The organism is Microcoleus sp. FACHB-672 (assembly GCF_014695725.1).
Lineage (GTDB): Bacteria > Cyanobacteriota > Cyanobacteriia > Cyanobacteriales > Oscillatoriaceae > FACHB-68.
Map to the genome: position 1 here is coordinate 112,119 of NZ_JACJOU010000033.1, position 15,363 is coordinate 127,481.

The 15,363-nt window shown below is 45.0% G+C and carries 16 protein-coding genes; 8 read left to right on the plus strand and 8 right to left on the minus strand.

The features are described from left to right. Positions 1–69: 69 nt before the first annotated feature. Together H6F56_RS23725 and H6F56_RS23730 are read right to left on the minus strand one after the other, a co-directional pair. Entirely contained in the window at positions 70–234 is a 165-nt protein-coding gene (locus H6F56_RS23725) for a hypothetical protein (protein WP_190673853.1), read from the minus strand. Between the two features lie 26 nt (positions 235–260). After that, on the minus strand, positions 261–1,223 hold the full coding sequence (locus H6F56_RS23730; RefSeq protein WP_190673855.1) for an aldo/keto reductase: 963 nt from the start codon (positions 1,221–1,223) through the stop codon (positions 261–263). Between the two features lie 133 nt (positions 1,224–1,356). Between H6F56_RS23730 and H6F56_RS23735 the strand changes: the two genes are divergently transcribed. Then, the gene (locus H6F56_RS23735) at positions 1,357–1,944 is read left to right on the plus strand and encodes a DUF1802 family protein (RefSeq protein WP_190673857.1); all 588 of its coding nucleotides are present in this window, start codon (positions 1,357–1,359) and stop codon (positions 1,942–1,944) included. A gap of 190 nt (positions 1,945–2,134) precedes the next feature. Here the strand turns inward: H6F56_RS23735 and H6F56_RS23740 are convergent, their stop codons facing one another. Beyond that, positions 2,135–3,151 carry an aromatic ring-hydroxylating oxygenase subunit alpha gene (locus H6F56_RS23740; RefSeq protein WP_190673859.1) on the minus strand — a complete coding sequence of 339 codons (1,017 nt, stop codon included), beginning with the start codon at positions 3,149–3,151 and terminating at the stop codon, positions 2,135–2,137. Between the two features lie 173 nt (positions 3,152–3,324). On the opposite strand from H6F56_RS23740, the gene H6F56_RS23745 reads away from it, so the two are divergent. Then, positions 3,325–4,008 (plus strand): Uma2 family endonuclease, encoded by a 684-nt coding sequence (locus tag H6F56_RS23745; protein WP_190673861.1) that lies wholly within the window; start codon positions 3,325–3,327, stop codon positions 4,006–4,008. A 78-nt stretch (positions 4,009–4,086) separates the two neighbouring features. Here H6F56_RS23745 and H6F56_RS23750 read toward each other — a convergent pair whose 3' ends face one another. From H6F56_RS23750 to H6F56_RS23760, 3 genes are read right to left on the minus strand one after another with little or no spacing between them, the layout of a single operon-like run. Beyond that, positions 4,087–4,989, minus strand: coding sequence for a glycine betaine ABC transporter substrate-binding protein (locus H6F56_RS23750; protein WP_199313230.1), 903 nt, complete (start codon positions 4,987–4,989; stop codon positions 4,087–4,089). Positions 4,990–5,018: 29 nt separating this feature from the next. Continuing rightward, a complete protein-coding gene (locus tag H6F56_RS23755) occupies positions 5,019–5,654 on the minus strand; it encodes an ABC transporter permease (RefSeq protein ID WP_190673865.1) in 636 nt (211 codons plus the stop codon). Next, on the minus strand, positions 5,651–6,418 hold the full coding sequence (locus tag H6F56_RS23760) for an ATP-binding cassette domain-containing protein (protein WP_190673867.1): 768 nt from the start codon (positions 6,416–6,418) through the stop codon (positions 5,651–5,653). Before H6F56_RS23760 ends, H6F56_RS23755 begins: the two co-directional genes overlap by 4 nt. Before the next feature lie 130 nt (positions 6,419–6,548). Between H6F56_RS23760 and H6F56_RS23765 the strand changes: the two genes are divergently transcribed. From H6F56_RS23765 to H6F56_RS23775, 3 genes are all read left to right on the plus strand, one after another. Further along, positions 6,549–6,791: a hypothetical protein gene (locus tag H6F56_RS23765; RefSeq protein WP_190673871.1), complete on the plus strand. Its 243-nt coding sequence runs from the start codon at positions 6,549–6,551 to the stop codon at positions 6,789–6,791. Next, positions 6,778–7,233 carry a type II toxin-antitoxin system VapC family toxin gene (locus tag H6F56_RS23770; protein WP_199313232.1) on the plus strand — a complete coding sequence of 152 codons (456 nt, stop codon included), beginning with the start codon at positions 6,778–6,780 and terminating at the stop codon, positions 7,231–7,233. The genes H6F56_RS23765 and H6F56_RS23770 overlap by 14 nt, the downstream gene beginning before the upstream one ends. Positions 7,234–7,295: 62 nt before the next feature. Continuing rightward, positions 7,296–8,081 (plus strand): Uma2 family endonuclease, encoded by a 786-nt coding sequence (locus H6F56_RS23775; RefSeq protein WP_190673875.1) that lies wholly within the window; start codon positions 7,296–7,298, stop codon positions 8,079–8,081. A gap of 156 nt (positions 8,082–8,237) precedes the next feature. Here the strand turns inward: H6F56_RS23775 and H6F56_RS23780 are convergent, their stop codons facing one another. Beyond that, on the minus strand, positions 8,238–8,861 hold the full coding sequence (locus H6F56_RS23780) for a cytochrome b N-terminal domain-containing protein (protein ID WP_190673878.1): 624 nt from the start codon (positions 8,859–8,861) through the stop codon (positions 8,238–8,240). A gap of 195 nt (positions 8,862–9,056) precedes the next feature. On the opposite strand from H6F56_RS23780, the gene H6F56_RS23785 reads away from it, so the two are divergent. The 3 genes from H6F56_RS23785 (at position 9,057) to H6F56_RS23795 (ending at position 14,770) form a co-directional block, all read left to right on the plus strand. Continuing rightward, on the plus strand, positions 9,057–10,658 hold the full coding sequence (locus tag H6F56_RS23785) for a DEAD/DEAH box helicase family protein (RefSeq protein ID WP_190674972.1): 1,602 nt from the start codon (positions 9,057–9,059) through the stop codon (positions 10,656–10,658). 91 nt (positions 10,659–10,749) lie between these two features. Continuing rightward, positions 10,750–13,065, plus strand: a complete 2,316-nt coding sequence (locus tag H6F56_RS23790) for a tetratricopeptide repeat protein (RefSeq protein WP_190673880.1) — start codon at positions 10,750–10,752, stop codon at positions 13,063–13,065. Between the two features lie 358 nt (positions 13,066–13,423). After that, on the plus strand, positions 13,424–14,770 hold the full coding sequence (locus H6F56_RS23795; RefSeq protein ID WP_190673883.1) for an MFS transporter: 1,347 nt from the start codon (positions 13,424–13,426) through the stop codon (positions 14,768–14,770). Between the two features lie 109 nt (positions 14,771–14,879). On the opposite strand, the gene H6F56_RS23800 is transcribed toward H6F56_RS23795, so the two are convergent. Continuing rightward, complete coding sequence (locus H6F56_RS23800) at positions 14,880–15,332, minus strand: hypothetical protein (protein WP_190673885.1); 453 nt, start codon at positions 15,330–15,332, stop codon at positions 14,880–14,882. Between the last annotated feature and the right edge of the window lie 31 nt (positions 15,333–15,363).

Here is a 15,363-nt window from a genome sequence, read left to right on the forward strand (position 1 = left end):
GCCGGCGGATTTTCGCTAAAAGTAGCGCAGCACAATGTCGGCAACCCTCAGACAGGTTGGCAATCAAGCTTAACCCCAAAATTTTGTTACAGGTTCTTGCGATCCACCCTTCAGTAAGGGAGAAAAGGGAGGTAAGGCTTTGAGTGCTGGGTTAAATGCCACCTCAACATCTACTTCCCAAAGGTTAACGACGCGATAATGTTGACGTGCTTGTAAGCCGAGCCGGCAAAACATTTAGCTGCAAACAAGCAGCCGGCTTATTAAAAATCCCACATCACTGGATTGTCATCTAAAGTATCTGTAACAGTGCGTCCGATGGTATCAATTTCTGCTAAATCATCTGCCGATAATTTAAGAGTGCCGGCTTTCGCATTTGCGGTTGCCTGTTCCGCATTCCGCGCCCCAACAATTGCACTAGATTGCGGTTGAGCGATTAACCACGCCAAAGATAACTGAGCGAGGCTGCACTGATTGCGTTCTGCGATCGGGCGCAGTTTATCTAAAGCTTCTTGCACTCGTTGATAATTCTCTTTATCGGCAAACAACTTATTTTTCGCCCGGTTATCGCCTTCCTCAAATTTGTGATCCAGGCCGAACTTGCCGGTTAATAATCCCTGTGCAAGCGAAGAATATGCGAGAATAGAAATATTCTTGTCAACACAGTAAGGCATTGTCTCTTTTTCCACCCAACGCCAAAATAAAGAATAGGGCGGCTGTAAACTATCAATCTGTCCATACAGTGAAGCTTCTTCTATCTGTCCGCGAGAAAAATTAGACACGCCAATCGCCCGAATTTTTCCCTGTTGCTTCAATCTCTTCAGAGCGCTCATTGTCTCTTCAACTGTCACAAATTCACTGTTCCAAGTTCCAGCCGGCCAATGAATTTGATAAAGATCAATATAATCTGTTTTGAGATTTGTCAACGAACGCTCACACGCCTCAATCACTAGATTACGGCTGAGATGATTCGAGAATACTTTCGTTGCGTAGACAACTTTATCCCGTACAGATGAGAGCGCTTCTCCGACTATCCGTTCTGAGTGTCCCTCCCCATAAACTTCTGCGGTATCAAAGGTTGTGATACCGGCATCATAGGCAGCTTTCAATGCTTTTATGCTGTCGGCATCCTCAATTCCCACCCACATTCTTTTGCCGGTTTGCCAAGTCCCCATAATGATTGGGGTAATTTTCACGTCAGATGTGCCTAGGGTTCGTGTTTTCATGTTTATTTTTTTATTCTGCTTTTTTGAGTATATTTTGTTTTTTAACCGCAGATTCCACAGATTAATACAGATAGGTCTGTGTCAAGTTGGGGTGTGGTAGTTTAATCTGAAAGAAAGAGGTAATTTGGTTGCTATGGAATCAATGACTTCTCACGCGCTGAAAGAATGGGCTGTCGCCGTTGATGCCCTGGAAGCCGGTAAAACTATCATTCTGCTGCGAAAAGGCGGCATACGCGAAGAAAATGGGCGCTTTGCTGTTGATTACGATAGGGTTTTTCTCTACCCAACTTATGAACACCAACAGCCAAATCTGCTGAAATCTGAATATGCTGGCAAAGTGATGCCGGTGGAGTCTGGCTGGCATCCGGAAACGGTTCGAATTGGTTGCTTGGCAGACATTACTGATATTTTCCCAGTTGCTCACGAGCCGGCAATCAAGGCACTGTTACCTTATCATATTTGGAACGAGCAATTTGTTAGCGAACGCCTCAAATGGAAGCCGCGCCAGCCGATTTATGTGCTGCTACTGCGGGCTTATAAACTTCCGCAACCACAAGTTATTCCATATCGCCCAGAATACGGTGGCTGCAAATCTTGGATCGATCTAGTTGAACCGATTTCAATTGAAGGGGCAGTGCCGGTTTTAAGTGATGGTGAATATATTAAACAAGCGAATGCTATTCGCCGCATGATCGCTAACCCAGAGTTGGTTTCGTCGTGATGCCGGTGTTGGTAAGTGAGGGTTTTAGAAAACGCTGGAATTAGAGATTTTTTAACCGCAGATGCACGCAGATAAACGCAGATGAAAACGGATGTTTTTTCTGTGGTTACCTGCGGTGTTATCTAAAAAGGCTGTTTTTGTCGGGTTTATGTTAGTTTTTAATTTCTGTAATTTGAATATCTTCAAAAGATTAAACTGTTCCAAAAGTAACGCCCAATTGTTTTAACCATTTGCGATAGGCAATAGAGGCGCGATCACAAGGCAAGTGAAATTCTGCCGGCAAATCTAAAGGGAGACGCTTAGGTTGCTGTGATTCGACAATCGGAATATCTTGCCGGACAACTTTATCTTGAAATGCTCGTAATTCTGCTTCTGGGATCTCATGCCCGTAATTCATTGTGATCCACATCCACCCTAAACATTCTTCCTCATCAACCGGCGTGACGGTAAAGAAAATTGTTAATTCGCCGGCTGGCGACTGCTTCACGAAATACGCCGTCAGGGGGCGCAAGACGCGGTAATTGTAAGTAACTTCTCCTCCTGTGCCGGTGCCATCTGGATCGGGTTGCCAGACGCGCACATTGCGGAGTGAGATGCCATTTTCCTCGACTTCCACTTCATAGTCTGCGGTGGCGGTACGGTTGCGATCGCCTAGCAATCCATCATGCACAAACGGGAAATGAGACACATCCAGGAAATTTTCAATGGCTCGAAATCCACTTGAATGATATGTGTAAGATCCGCAGAGGAATTTGTGAAAAGCTGGGTTTTCCCACTCTGGAAACGAAGGTGGGATAATGAACTCAACTTCGGAAGCGTCTTTTTTATCTTTGATTGTGCCTTGCGAATCTGCGCCAAGACGCACCCAAATTAAGTCGTATAGTTCATAAGCCTGGTAAGTTTGAACATGGGCGCGTGCCGGCGGCTGTAAGTCTGGATGTGCAGGTATGTAGGTACATTGTCCTGTGGTATCGTAAGCTAACCCATGATACGGACAAATGAGGGTATCACCGGAGATATTTCCAATCGATAGACGCGCACCTCGGTGAGGGCACACGTCTTTCCATGCCATGATGCGATCTCCGTTGCGCCATAGCACTAAGTTTTCTCCCAACAAACGTGCCGGCAGGATGGTTGCCGGTTGCAAGTCTTCTGATTTGGCTACAACGTGCCAGCCGTTGAGTAAAATTGCGTCAGATGTAACCATTTTTGGCACTTATTTACTCAGATTAATTAGGATAAAAACAGTTCTAGAGCGATTTAACATAAACCCATAAAATATTATATTCGTCAAATAATTATACTATTTTTATTGAGCAATTTCTTCGATACAATAGAATTAAGAATCAACACAAGCTGCTGTTATCTGGGCTATGCGATATGGTACAAAGCACTCCATCGGAGATTCCAGTGTTTCCAGCCGGCGATTTACTGAGTGAGGAACCGCAATTGGAAACTTACCGGCATCTGAAACAATTAATTCTACTATTAACCTGCTTAGAACGGTTGTGGGGCAGCCGGCAGGATTTCTTTGCCGGCGGAAACATGAGTATTTACTACAGCACCCGGCAACGTAAATCAGAAGACGTGCGAGGGCCAGATTTTTTTGTTGTTTTAAATACTGAACGCAAAGAGCGAAAAAGTTGGGTTGTTTGGGAAGAAGACGGCAAGTATCCAAACTTAATTCTGGAGGTGCTTTCAGATAGTACGGCACAAACTGACCGAGGGTTAAAAAAACAGCTTTACCAAGATATTTTTCGCACTCCTGAATATTTTTGGTTTGACCCTTATAAATTAGAATTTAAGGGTTTTAAACTTATCTACCGTCACTATGAAGAGATTGAGCCAAATGAGCGGGGATGGCTTTGGAGTGAGGAATTGCAATTGTATTTAGGTATTTTAGGAGAACAGTTGCGATTTTTCACCCTAGAAGGAGAATTGGTTCCCACTCCAGAAGAAGCGGAAGCACAAGAACGCCAACGAGCAGAAAATGCCGAAGCAAAAGCGGAACGCTTACGGCAAAAGCTGTTAGAAATGGGGGTTAATCCAGAGGAGTTGGGATAACCGAAGGGTTTTTATTTCACTTGAAGAAAGATTTTTTAACCACAGATGGACACAGATAAACACAGATAAAGACATAGTTTATCTATCTGTGTTTATCTGTTTTTGCTGGAGGGGCAATAATCCTTTTGATTGTAAAAACTTACTCACGACTTCTTCGACTTTGCGAAATTCTCCATCTACTTGATAATTCATTTGCTGCATTTCTTGGGCGGTGATGATTCCTCCCAATTGCTTGAATGCTTCGCGTAATTTGGGGTATTTTTTTAAGGTTTCTTGGCGGACTACCGGCACAGCTTCGTAAGGAGGAAAATATTGCTTATCATCCTTGAGAATTACTAAATTTAACGTGGCAATTTGACCGTCTGTTGAGTTGCCGGCAACCATATCTACCTTTTTCTCAACTAACGCCCGATACATTAATCCCAAATCCATAATTTTGGGAGATTTTTCAAATTTTAATCCATAGGTTTTCGCCAAACCTGGAAATCCATCCTCGCGTTCAATAAATTCGTACCCGAAGCCGGCTTGCCATTGGGGTGTATATTTAGCGGCTTGGGAAAGTGTGGCAATATTCAAGTGTTGAGCATCTGCGCCGCGCACAACCATTGCAAAGGTGTTTTCAAAACCTAATGGTTCTGTTACTTCTAACCCAAATTTACTTACATATTGTTGTTTAACCTGCTTGTACACTGCTTTAGGGTCGCTGATTGTTTTCTCTTTTAAAATAGACGTGAAAGCAGTGCCGGTGTATTCCACATAAGCATCTAACTGCCCAGATTTCACGCCTTCGTGACAGATGCCGGTGCCTCCTAAGTTAAGTTTTCTTTCAACCTTTAAGCCGGTTTTGGCTTCGATCTGCTGCGCTACAAGCTCTCCTAAAATAACTTGTTCTGTGAAATTTTTTGAGCCAATCACAATGTCACCGCTGCCACCACCGGCTTTGTTTGTATTGCAGCCGGCAACGATCCAGGCAAAAGTCAAAATGCAAAGAGCAAAACAAAGAATTCTTTTCACTTTTTAATTATTAATTGTTTTTCAAACCAACCGATGGCAAAATCTACAAGTAATGCCAGCGCGGCTGCCGGAATTGCCCCCGCAAGAATTAGCTGGTTGTTGACGACAGAAATACCCCGAAAAATAAACACCCCCAAGCCGCCGGCACCAATTGCTGGTGCGATGGTTGCAATGCCAATTGCAATCACAGTGGCCACTCGCACACCTGCCAAAATAACCCCCAATGCCAAGGGAATTTCGACTTGATAAAGCAGTTGCCAATCTGTCATTCCCATCCCGCGACCGGCTTCTCGAACCGCAGGATCTACCCCGATAATGCCGGTATAGGTATTGCGGATAATCGGCAGTAGCGAGTATAAGATAAGCGCGACAATTGCCGGATTATTACCAATTCCCCCCAGCAAGGGCACAGAAATCAAAAAGCCAAAAAGTGCCAAACTCGGAACCGTTTGCATAACATTGGCAAAACCCAAAATCGGCTTAATAAATCCTGGCTTGCGGGTGATTAAAATTCCCAACGGAATGCCGGCCAAAGTAGCAATGGCAATGGAAATGCCGACGAGAAATAAGTGTTCGCCGGTGCGTGTTAGAATTTCTGCGCCATATTTAAATAGAAAAAAGTCAGTATTCATTGCCCATCCTGCGTTGGTTCAAGTGATTTCAGACAAGCCATAAAAGCGCAGGCTTCAGGATCTTGTGAGCGCAAAAATTCTGCCGGCGTCCCTAACACCACCATTCGCCCTTCCTCCATTAAACCAATGCGGGTGGCTAAAATGAATGCTTCTTCAATGTCGTGAGTCACAAAAATGACTATCTTTCCTAATTCTTTTTGCAGCCGGCCAAACTCTTTTTGAATTTCCAATCGTGTAATCGGATCGAGTGCGCCAAAAGGTTCATCCATCAACATCACTGGCGGATCAGCAGCGAGTGCTCTTGCCACTCCAACCCGCTGACGCTGACCTCCTGAAAGTTGATGCGGATATCGGTTTGCAAAGTCCTCTGGATCTAAGCCAACTAGATGCAATAATTCATAAACTCGTGTTTTGATTTGCTTGGGTTTCCAACCTTCCAAAGCCGGCACTAAACCGACATTTTTCTCAACTGTGAAATGGGGAAATAAGCCGATTTCTTGAATCACATAACCGATGCGCCGGCGCAGTTGAATTGGGTTCCATTGAGTTGTGGGTTTACCTTGCACCAAAACTTCACCACTTGTAGGTATCAGCAGGTGATTGATCAGTTTCATTGTCGTGGTTTTGCCGCTGCCGCTGCGTCCCAAAAGCACCAGCGTTTCTCCCTGGCGGACGGTGAAATTTAAATCTGACACCAGTTGCCGGTGGTTAACGGTATAACTCACCTCCCGGAATTCAACAGCAATTTCGTTATTTTTTGGCATGGTTTTTTTCAATGCTGAATAAAGTTTACTACAGCATTTAGTAATAAGCAGTAGGTGCCGGCACCACTCAAAAAGATGCCAGGATTTAAGATAAGATAATTATGTCATAGTTGGAGATCAAGAAAGTTTTATGAAAATGATTAAAACGGTTGCTACAGTCACAGAAAATCGCCAAATGACGGTGCAGTTACCTCCAGATATTTCCCCCGGTGAGCATCAGGTGGTTCTAGTGATTGATGAAAAGTCGGTGAGTGAGGTGCCGGCAGTTAAAGAAAAGCGCCCACCGCTAAATTTCCCAGTACGAAGTTATGGCGCTTGGCCGACTGACCTTTCCCTGAGACGTGAGGATATGTATGGTGATGATGGAAGATAACGCTATATTTCTCGACACCAATATTCTAGTGTACGCGAATGTTGAAGAGTCTCCGTTTCACGAAGTTGCGCTACAGGCGATTCAACACCTTTATGATGCTGGCAGCGAGTTATGGATCAGCCGGCAGGTATTGCGGGAATATTTAGCCACCCTGACTCGTCCTCAGCAATTTACTAATGTCCATCCTATTGAGGTATTGATTGAGGATGTTCGCCTTTTTCAAACTCAATTTCACGTGGCTGAAGATAATGAAGAGGTAACGGAACGGCTTTTAATGCTGATGCAGGAAATACCCGTCGGTGGCCGGCAAGTGCACGATGCGAATATTGTTGCCACGATGTTAGTTTATGGAATTCGTCAATTACTCACGCACAATGTTGCAGATTTTAACCGTTTTTCCAAATTAATTGCCGTAGTGCCACTTGTGTCAAATGAGGCTTAATAATACAGAACAGCTTAAGATATAGATAACATTTTCAGCCGGCACGAGGATGAGGTTAAATTATGTCTGCCGTCACTCAAAAACCCGTCCACCAACTATCAATTACCTGGCCCTTACTGCCCGATGATTTTATCCTGCCTGACGATCCTGTGGAAAATACAGACCAGCCCTTAATTGCAGCCGCACTGAGTCAGCCTTTGAGCTTCTTGCCTGAGTTATCGCAAGAAGCGCTAATCGTGTCTAATTTTGCCTTGTGTGCGGCGATAGATGAGCGAATGATCTGCAAAGCGCCCGACTGGATGTATGTAAAGCCGGTGCAGCCGTGGCAGTCAAGCAAACCCCGTCGCAGCTACACACCGCATACACAAGGGACGATCCCGCAAGTCGTGATGGAATTTCTATCAGCAACTTACGGTGAAGAATATTCTGTTGAGTTTACAGAAAGTGTGGGTAAATGGTTCTTTTATGAACAGGTTATTCAAGTTCCTATCTATGTGATTTTTCGACCAGATACAGGTCGTATTGAGGTTTATGCTCTAGAATCTGGACGCTATATAACCCAAAAACCGAATGAGTCTGGGCGTTATTGGATTCCGGGTTTAGAGTTATTTTTAGGAGTTTGGGAAGGCAGCCACGAACTGAGAACCGGCCATTGGTTGCGATGGTGGGATACTCAAGGAAATCTGCTGTTATGGTCAGAAGAAAGAACTGAACAGGAACGGCAACAGAAGCAGTTAGCGCAGCAGCAACTTGAGCAGACGCAAACGTTATTAGAACAGGAACGGCTTAGGGCACAAGTATTGGAAGAAAGGTTGCGTTCGCTCGGGATTAATCCAGATCAGTTATGAAGGTGGGGATGGGGACAACTTCTTGCCGGCATCGCTTTTAAATCTTCCTAAAACTTGTTAATTTCGTCAACAGTAAAGGCAATTCCTCGTAAATAAACCAGCACAGAAGAATTGCCTCTAAAGCAAAACGCATTTTCTTTTATTCAAAACACCCGACTAACTATTTGCCTCAAGCAGTTCGTTTTGCTTCTCCCTTCTTTCCTGTTGCTGCAACATCAATAGACTAACTAAATGCACCGTTGCCAAAGCGATGGCACCCAATGGCAAGACGTAACTGTGTAGCGCATATAAATGTTGCACCGTCACCGTACTCACCCCGCTACCACCCGTTAAAATGGCAACTAATTGTGGCCCTATTAAAGGAATTGCTTCAATCGTTGCCACCTCAATGCGGAAACGCCAGAAACCTTCCTGACTCCAATCTAAAAGCATTGCCGTCCAACCTAAACCAATTGCCGTCAAAACGAGCAAAATATTGCTAATCCAACCGGCAATCCAACTGCGGCGAAACTTCTCACCCAGAAACATCACCACAATTTGAATTAATCCCAGCCCAACTAATCCATTCCCGGCAATATTATGCACACTCCGAATTAGCCAACCATACGGAACTTCATTGGTAATCGTTTCCAGCGAATTATAAGCACCACCGGCACTCGGTTGATAATAAAACGCTAAAAGCCCGCCCGTAATTGCCGCCATTAGCGCTAGTGTCAAAATTGCGACAGACAATATTGTTGCCAGTCGCCGTAGCCTAAACTCCCAGCTTACATCGATCATGGCTATTTTGTACTTTTATTAAGGTACTCTATACTTTTGTAACGCAGTTATTAAAAAAAAGCTCAAAAATTTTCGACAGATGTGCAATCTACTCCCCAAGGAATAGCAACCGATTTGCACACAACCTGAACTGTGCGCCTGCAAATCCGCTCAGACTCCCTTAAAATAACGGGGAACCGGCAACTAAACCAACTGATGGCGCGTACATCTACCATTACATTTGATCGCGGCACACTCATTTTGCACCCACCCCCAAGAGGTAAAGCGTGGGTGGAATTTGCAACGTGGGACGATCGGGTTGAGAAATTTCGCATCCCCGCCATCGACTACCGCCCTCTCATCGAAGCGCTGCAAGCCGAAGGCACTCAAATCAACGACGAAGCCAAGGCATTTGAACCGCTGGAACTCAATGCCAGCATGGAAATGGAACCCTACGCCCACCAGAGTGAGGCGTTGCTGGCGTGGAAGCAGGCGGGACGTTGCGGCGTGGTGGTATTGCCGACGGCTGCCGGTAAAACTTATTTGGCGCAACTGGCAATGCAAGCTACCCCCCGCAGCACCCTGGTTGTGGTTCCCACACTGGATTTGATGCACCAGTGGTATGCCCATTTAGAGGCAGCTTTCCCAGATGTGGAAGTGGGATTGCTGGGGGGAGGTTCACGCGATCGCACCCCGATTCTGGTTGCAACTTACGACAGCGCCGCCATTCATGCAGAAACTTTGGGCAACCGTTACGCCCTGATTGTGTTTGATGAGTGCCATCACTTGCCCACCGACTTCAACCGCGTGATAGCAGAGTATGCGATCGCCCCCTATCGGCTGGGATTGACTGCAACCCCAGAACGCACAGATGGTAAGCATTCCGATTTAAATACTTTAATCGGCCCAGAAATTTATCGCAAGACGGCAGAAGAACTTGCCGGCGGCGCACTTGCTAACCATGAAATTGTGCAGATTAAAGTTAAACTTTCTAAGCAAGAGCGCGAGCATTACACCGAACTAATTAAAACCCGCAACGAATTTTTACGCGAATCAAATATTTCCCTCGGCAGTATCAAAGGTTGGCAGCTATTTGTGCAAGCCAGTTGCAGATCGCCGGCAGGAAGACGCGCCATGTTAGCCCACCGGCAAGCCAAGGATATCGCTCTCGGAACTGGCGGAAAATTGCGAATCTTGGCAGATTTATTAGCCCAGCATCATCCGGAACGCACCCTTATTTTTACCGCAGATAATGCTACTGTTTATCGCATTTCTCAGGAGTTTTTAATTCCCGCCCTCACCCATCAAACACCCGTTAAAGAACGCCATGAAATTCTCACCCGATTTAAAGCCGGTGAATATAAAGCGTTAGTAGCATCTCATGTTTTGAATGAAGGGGTTGATGTGCCAGATGCTAAAGTTGCCATCTTGCTATCGGGAACAGGTTCTCAGCGCGAGTATATTCAGCGTTTAGGGCGAGTTTTGCGAAGAGGAACAGATCGGGATAAAGTCGCAGTTTTATATGAAGTCATAGCGGAAGATACGGCAGAGGAAGGAACCTCTCAGCGCCGCCGAGGAGAGAATAAATATGAACCGCACAAACCTGAAGAACCTCGGAAAAAAGAGAATAAAAAGGATGGGAAAAAATACCGGCAGTTAGAAATTTTGCCTTCCCCTAAAACTGATCCTTCTACCTCTCCTGAAGCGCCAACGCCTCTATATGGCGCTTCTAAGGGGGTTTCTAAGCGTGCGGCTGAGTTGAAGGAAAAATGGGGTGAGGAAGCAGAGGAGCAGGATAACGAGGGGACAGAGGAGTAATTTTTTTGCTAGACGAAGATAGGAAGAAAATTATCAGGAACTTGAGCAGCTTCTGATGAATCTTTTAAGGTAAGTGATATTTGTTACACATATGAAAAAGCTTTGGTTGCTGGTGGGTGTTAGTTGTTTGGGAAGTTTGTTTTTCGTGGGTAATTTCAGTCAAGCTTTTCAAACTTCTAGAGTTGAGAGTTCAGCGAGTATCAAGCTAGCTCAAGCCCAAGTAAGTAGCGAGTGTCAAGCAGATAAAAATCAAAAAGCTTCGGGACGAGTTCGACAGTTGCTGGAGCAATTTCAGCAGCAGACTTATATAGAGCAGACAGAGAAAGCAGAGGAAACGCTTCTTCAAGCCTTTACAAGCCTCCAAAACTTAACAGACGAGCAAATTAAAGCTAGTTTCCTTGAAGAAATTGTTGCCGGCTCTAACAATCAACCGGGCGTCTTAAGTCAAATACTTGAGCGATACGAGCAAACTGGACAAAAAGAAAAAGCGCAAACGCTCTTATCACCGGCACTGCAATTAACCCAAAGTTTGAGCGCCAGCTCTAGCTTGGTAAAAACAAATGCTTTGAGTTCCCTTGCTGGCTTCTACGCAAAACTTGGACAGAAATCCCAAGCTGCTGAACTAATTTCTCAAGCACTGCAAAGCGAAAAAACAATTCAGGGCGCTGAGTCTAAAGTCAAAGCACTCACGGCAATTGCTAAAGCCTATGTGGCTGTTAATGAGTTCGATAAAGCTACACAAATTCTTTCTCAAGCATTGCAATTCTCGCAATCAGTTGAGTATGCTGATAGCAATCAAAAAGCGTGGGTTTTAGAGCCAATTGCCCTTTCTTACGCCCAAGCCGGCAATTATACAAAAGCGATTGAAGTTGCCGAACAAATAACCGATGCTGAATATTACCAAGGAACTGCTTTAGCCGGCATCGCTAATCAGTATGCCCAACAGGGAAAATTAAGGCAAGCCACCCAACTAGCTACAACCATCAAAATGGTTCAAGTACAGGCAAAAGCTTTAACTGATATTGCCACAACTTCTGTTAAAAACGGTAACAAAGATGGGGGATTTGAAATTTTTTCCCAAGCGCTGAAAGTGGCTCAAACTGAACCCCAGCCATACAACAAGGCAGCCTTAGTTTCAGAGATTGTGATTCAATACGCACAAGCCGGCGAACCTGATGCGGCTTTTACAGGAGTTCAAGCCATTAGCGAACCCCAAATTAAAGCGAGAACATTGGGTTATATTGCCCTTCAATACGCGAAAATGGGGCAATCGGAAAAAGCCGCCCAAGTTGCAAATCAAGCATTTAATTCAGTCGCAGAAATTAAAGATGCCCGTCAAAAACTGGATGTTAGTGGGGAGATGCTTCGCAACTACACTAAAGCCGGTTTTTACAATTATGCGATTCAAGCCGGCGAAAAACTAGGGGAGGTCTTTAAACAAGCCGGAAATTCCCTAGATTTGGCAGATGGTATGCTGCAATCAGAGAATTTGCGAAAACTTTCCCTGCAAGCGATAGAAGCTGGAAATTATGATATTGCTTTGCAAGCTGCTCAAATGATTCCTAATTCCATTGGCTATCCATTAAAAAATCCGACTTTGTATCAAGTTGCCCTCGCCTATGCCAAAACCGGCCAGCTAGACAAAGCGGAGCAAATTGCTCGCAATATGGGAAATTACTCGCCTTTCTCTCAATTCCAAATTTTGGCAGCAACTGCCCTTCAGGCTCAAAACTCTGCGCTACTTTCTCAAACGCTTCAAGAGGCGAAGGCCATTGCAGATCCTGAGAAAAAAACTTATGCTCTCGCGGCAATTGCTTTGGAAACCGCAAAATTTGGACAGAAAACAACTGATAGTGAAATTATTGCAGAAGCGCTAGAAACCGCGCAAACAGTGGATGAGAATACGAATCTTTTGACCGAAATTTCTTACCAATTGATTCAAGCTGAAAAATACGAAATGGCCTTGCCTTTTGTGAAAGCGATCAAGATTGAGGATTACAAAAACAACAAGTTGCAAGAGATAGCCCAAGCTGCGATTCAATCTGAACAGTACAGTGCTGCCATTTCCTCGGCAAACGCGCTCGTCAATAATCCTCAAGCGCACGCCCGAATCCTGCTTTTACTGGCCGATAAACATATCGAAGCCGGCCAAACAGATCGAGTTGATGAAATCCTATCTAAAACCATTGAAGTCACGCGGACAATTGCCGGCCCGGAATCTCAAATAATGAATGTCACAGAGAGTATTCAAGTCGATGATGAGTATGACAGAGCCAGCCTCTATGAAACAATAGCCATTAAATATGCTGAAGCAAAGCAATATGACCGAGCTTTACAAGTCACGCAAAATATTCAGAACGTCGCTGATCGGGATTTAGCACAGAAACGTCTTGCCTGTTTCCGCTAGCGCTTGATTGTTTTTTTACCGCAAATCCACGCAGATGCACGCAGATGTTGTTGGGAATTATCTGCGTGCATTTGCCTATCTCTCTAATTTTAAAACTCTCATATTTTTTTGAAACCTGTACCAAATACGGCTTTAGATAGTTGATAAAAAAATTGACAAAGTTAATATAAAAAAACGCATCAAATTGGATACAAAATCCCGGATAACCTAGAATTGTGAGCGTAAAATTTAAAGATCGCTGAAAGCGTGCTTTTCTATTTTCTTTATTTACCCTAAAAACGAAATTAAGCAGCCTCTGCAATTAAACCCATGTTTCCTAACGAAGCAGGCTGCTTAATCACCGGCTAAAGGGAAAATTATGTTAACAAGACAAGGATTGATACTTTCCATGCGCTCGCATCTATCGGTTCCACTTTGGTTTTTTGCTTTCGTTCCCTACAAGTTAGGCGAAGGTTTGCTCATCACCTTATTGCCTTTATTCATCGTGCAGGTTGCCGGCGGGAGTGTCGCTGATGTCGGAAACATTCACTCCATTATCTCCCTTGCCGGCGTCGTGGCTTTCATCTTTTGGGGCAACCTTTCTGACATGATGAAACGCCGCCGCCCCTTTTTAACCATTGGGTTTCTTGGCTTTGCCGTTTTTACCTGCCTCATCGCTTTAGAGCAAAACGTCTCACACATTCTGCTATGGAGTTTTCTCGTCGGTTTTTTGATGGCGGCCGTCACACCTGTTGCTTCAGCTTTAGTATTAGATAGTGTGCCAGATGATGAGAGGGCACAATCTTTCAGCCGCTTCTATGAAATTAGCGGTTGGAGTTTTGTCGCCGGGGTTGTACTCGGTGCAATTTGGCTGGCATTCATGCCTAAATATTGGGGTATTGCCGGCGCAATGCGGAGTTTATTGCTATTCGCCGGCGGCTTTGCTTCCCTTAGTTTAATTTTATGCCTGTACTGGGTGAAAGAACCGAAAAATGCCCAGCCCCGCCGGCACTTTCAACCCCAACTACGCGGACGTCTCGGAGTCGGCGTCATTGAAGAAAGGGCGAAGGTTTACTCGGCTCGAATGATTTATTTTATCCTGCATCCAGGAATTTTGCGCCAAGCTCCGCAATTGCTAGAGAGTCCTTTAATCCTTTACTATTTCTGTTGCATTGCCTTTTTCTTCGCCATCCAAATCGTCTTCGTTCCCTTCCCGATTTTTCTCACGGACATATTAAAGGCAACCAATACCCAGGTACTTTTAATCACCGTTAGTAAAGCCATCGTGGAAACATTTTTCTACATTCCCGCCGGCAGATTTATAAAACACCGAAATGGTATAACGCTGCAAGCGGTAGCGACAGGTTCGCGGGTTATCATTTTTCTCATTTTTGCCACAGTCGCGTTGATGCAACCGACGCCGGCAAGCTTGATCATTGTTGGGGTAACTCACCTGCTAACCGGCATTACTTGGGCAGCAATCAACTTATCTAGCATGACAACCATTGCCAACCTCACTCCCAAAGGTCAAGAAGGCACAGCGCTTGGCGTGTATAACGCAATGATTGGTATTTCTACCGTTGTTGGTAGTTTGGTAAGTGGCTGGCTGGCTAAAACCTTTGGCTATGGCATCTGTTTTGTGACGGGTGCAGTCTTGGTTGGCGGGATCGCAGTGTGTTTATGGAGTCTACGAACGACGCTTCCAACAAAGCCACAACCGGCGTAGAGTCAGAGAGCGCCGGCAATTCGCAAATTTTTGGCAACCCATCCTAAACAGGCTAATGGATCAAGTGCCGGTAATGCTAGAGACGATCTCTCCACTCATACAGCCAAGCTCAGTCGTCAAACTCAGGGCAGTAATATTTAGGAGCCAGAGCGTTAAGCGCATCAACTTCAGCATTGCCTTTAGGTTGCAGCAAGTCAATCGACATTCCCCCGGTGAGCGCTTTACATATCCCGCGTGCACGTTCGATAGCCGCTTGGGGATTTTGCTGAAGGCGAGACACAGCATCGGATGAGGATGACTTGAGCCGTTTGCTCAACGATTGTTGGTAATTTTTAATAAAAGCCTGGTCATTTGGCTGTAAAGCGATTGGCTGGCCACTACTACTGCGTCCGCAAAGCTTACCTAAGTCGGTCGTTTGACCATCACTCGTCTGTATATAGCAAACGTAATCATCAGGTATTTGAGCGAGTGAACTACTAGATTGAAATAGGTCAACGGCAAAGGCACTGAACACCGTTACTACAAAATAAAACACTTGTTTCGACCGGCTGACAGATTGCACGACTCTTCAAACTCCCACAAATCGTTAAACT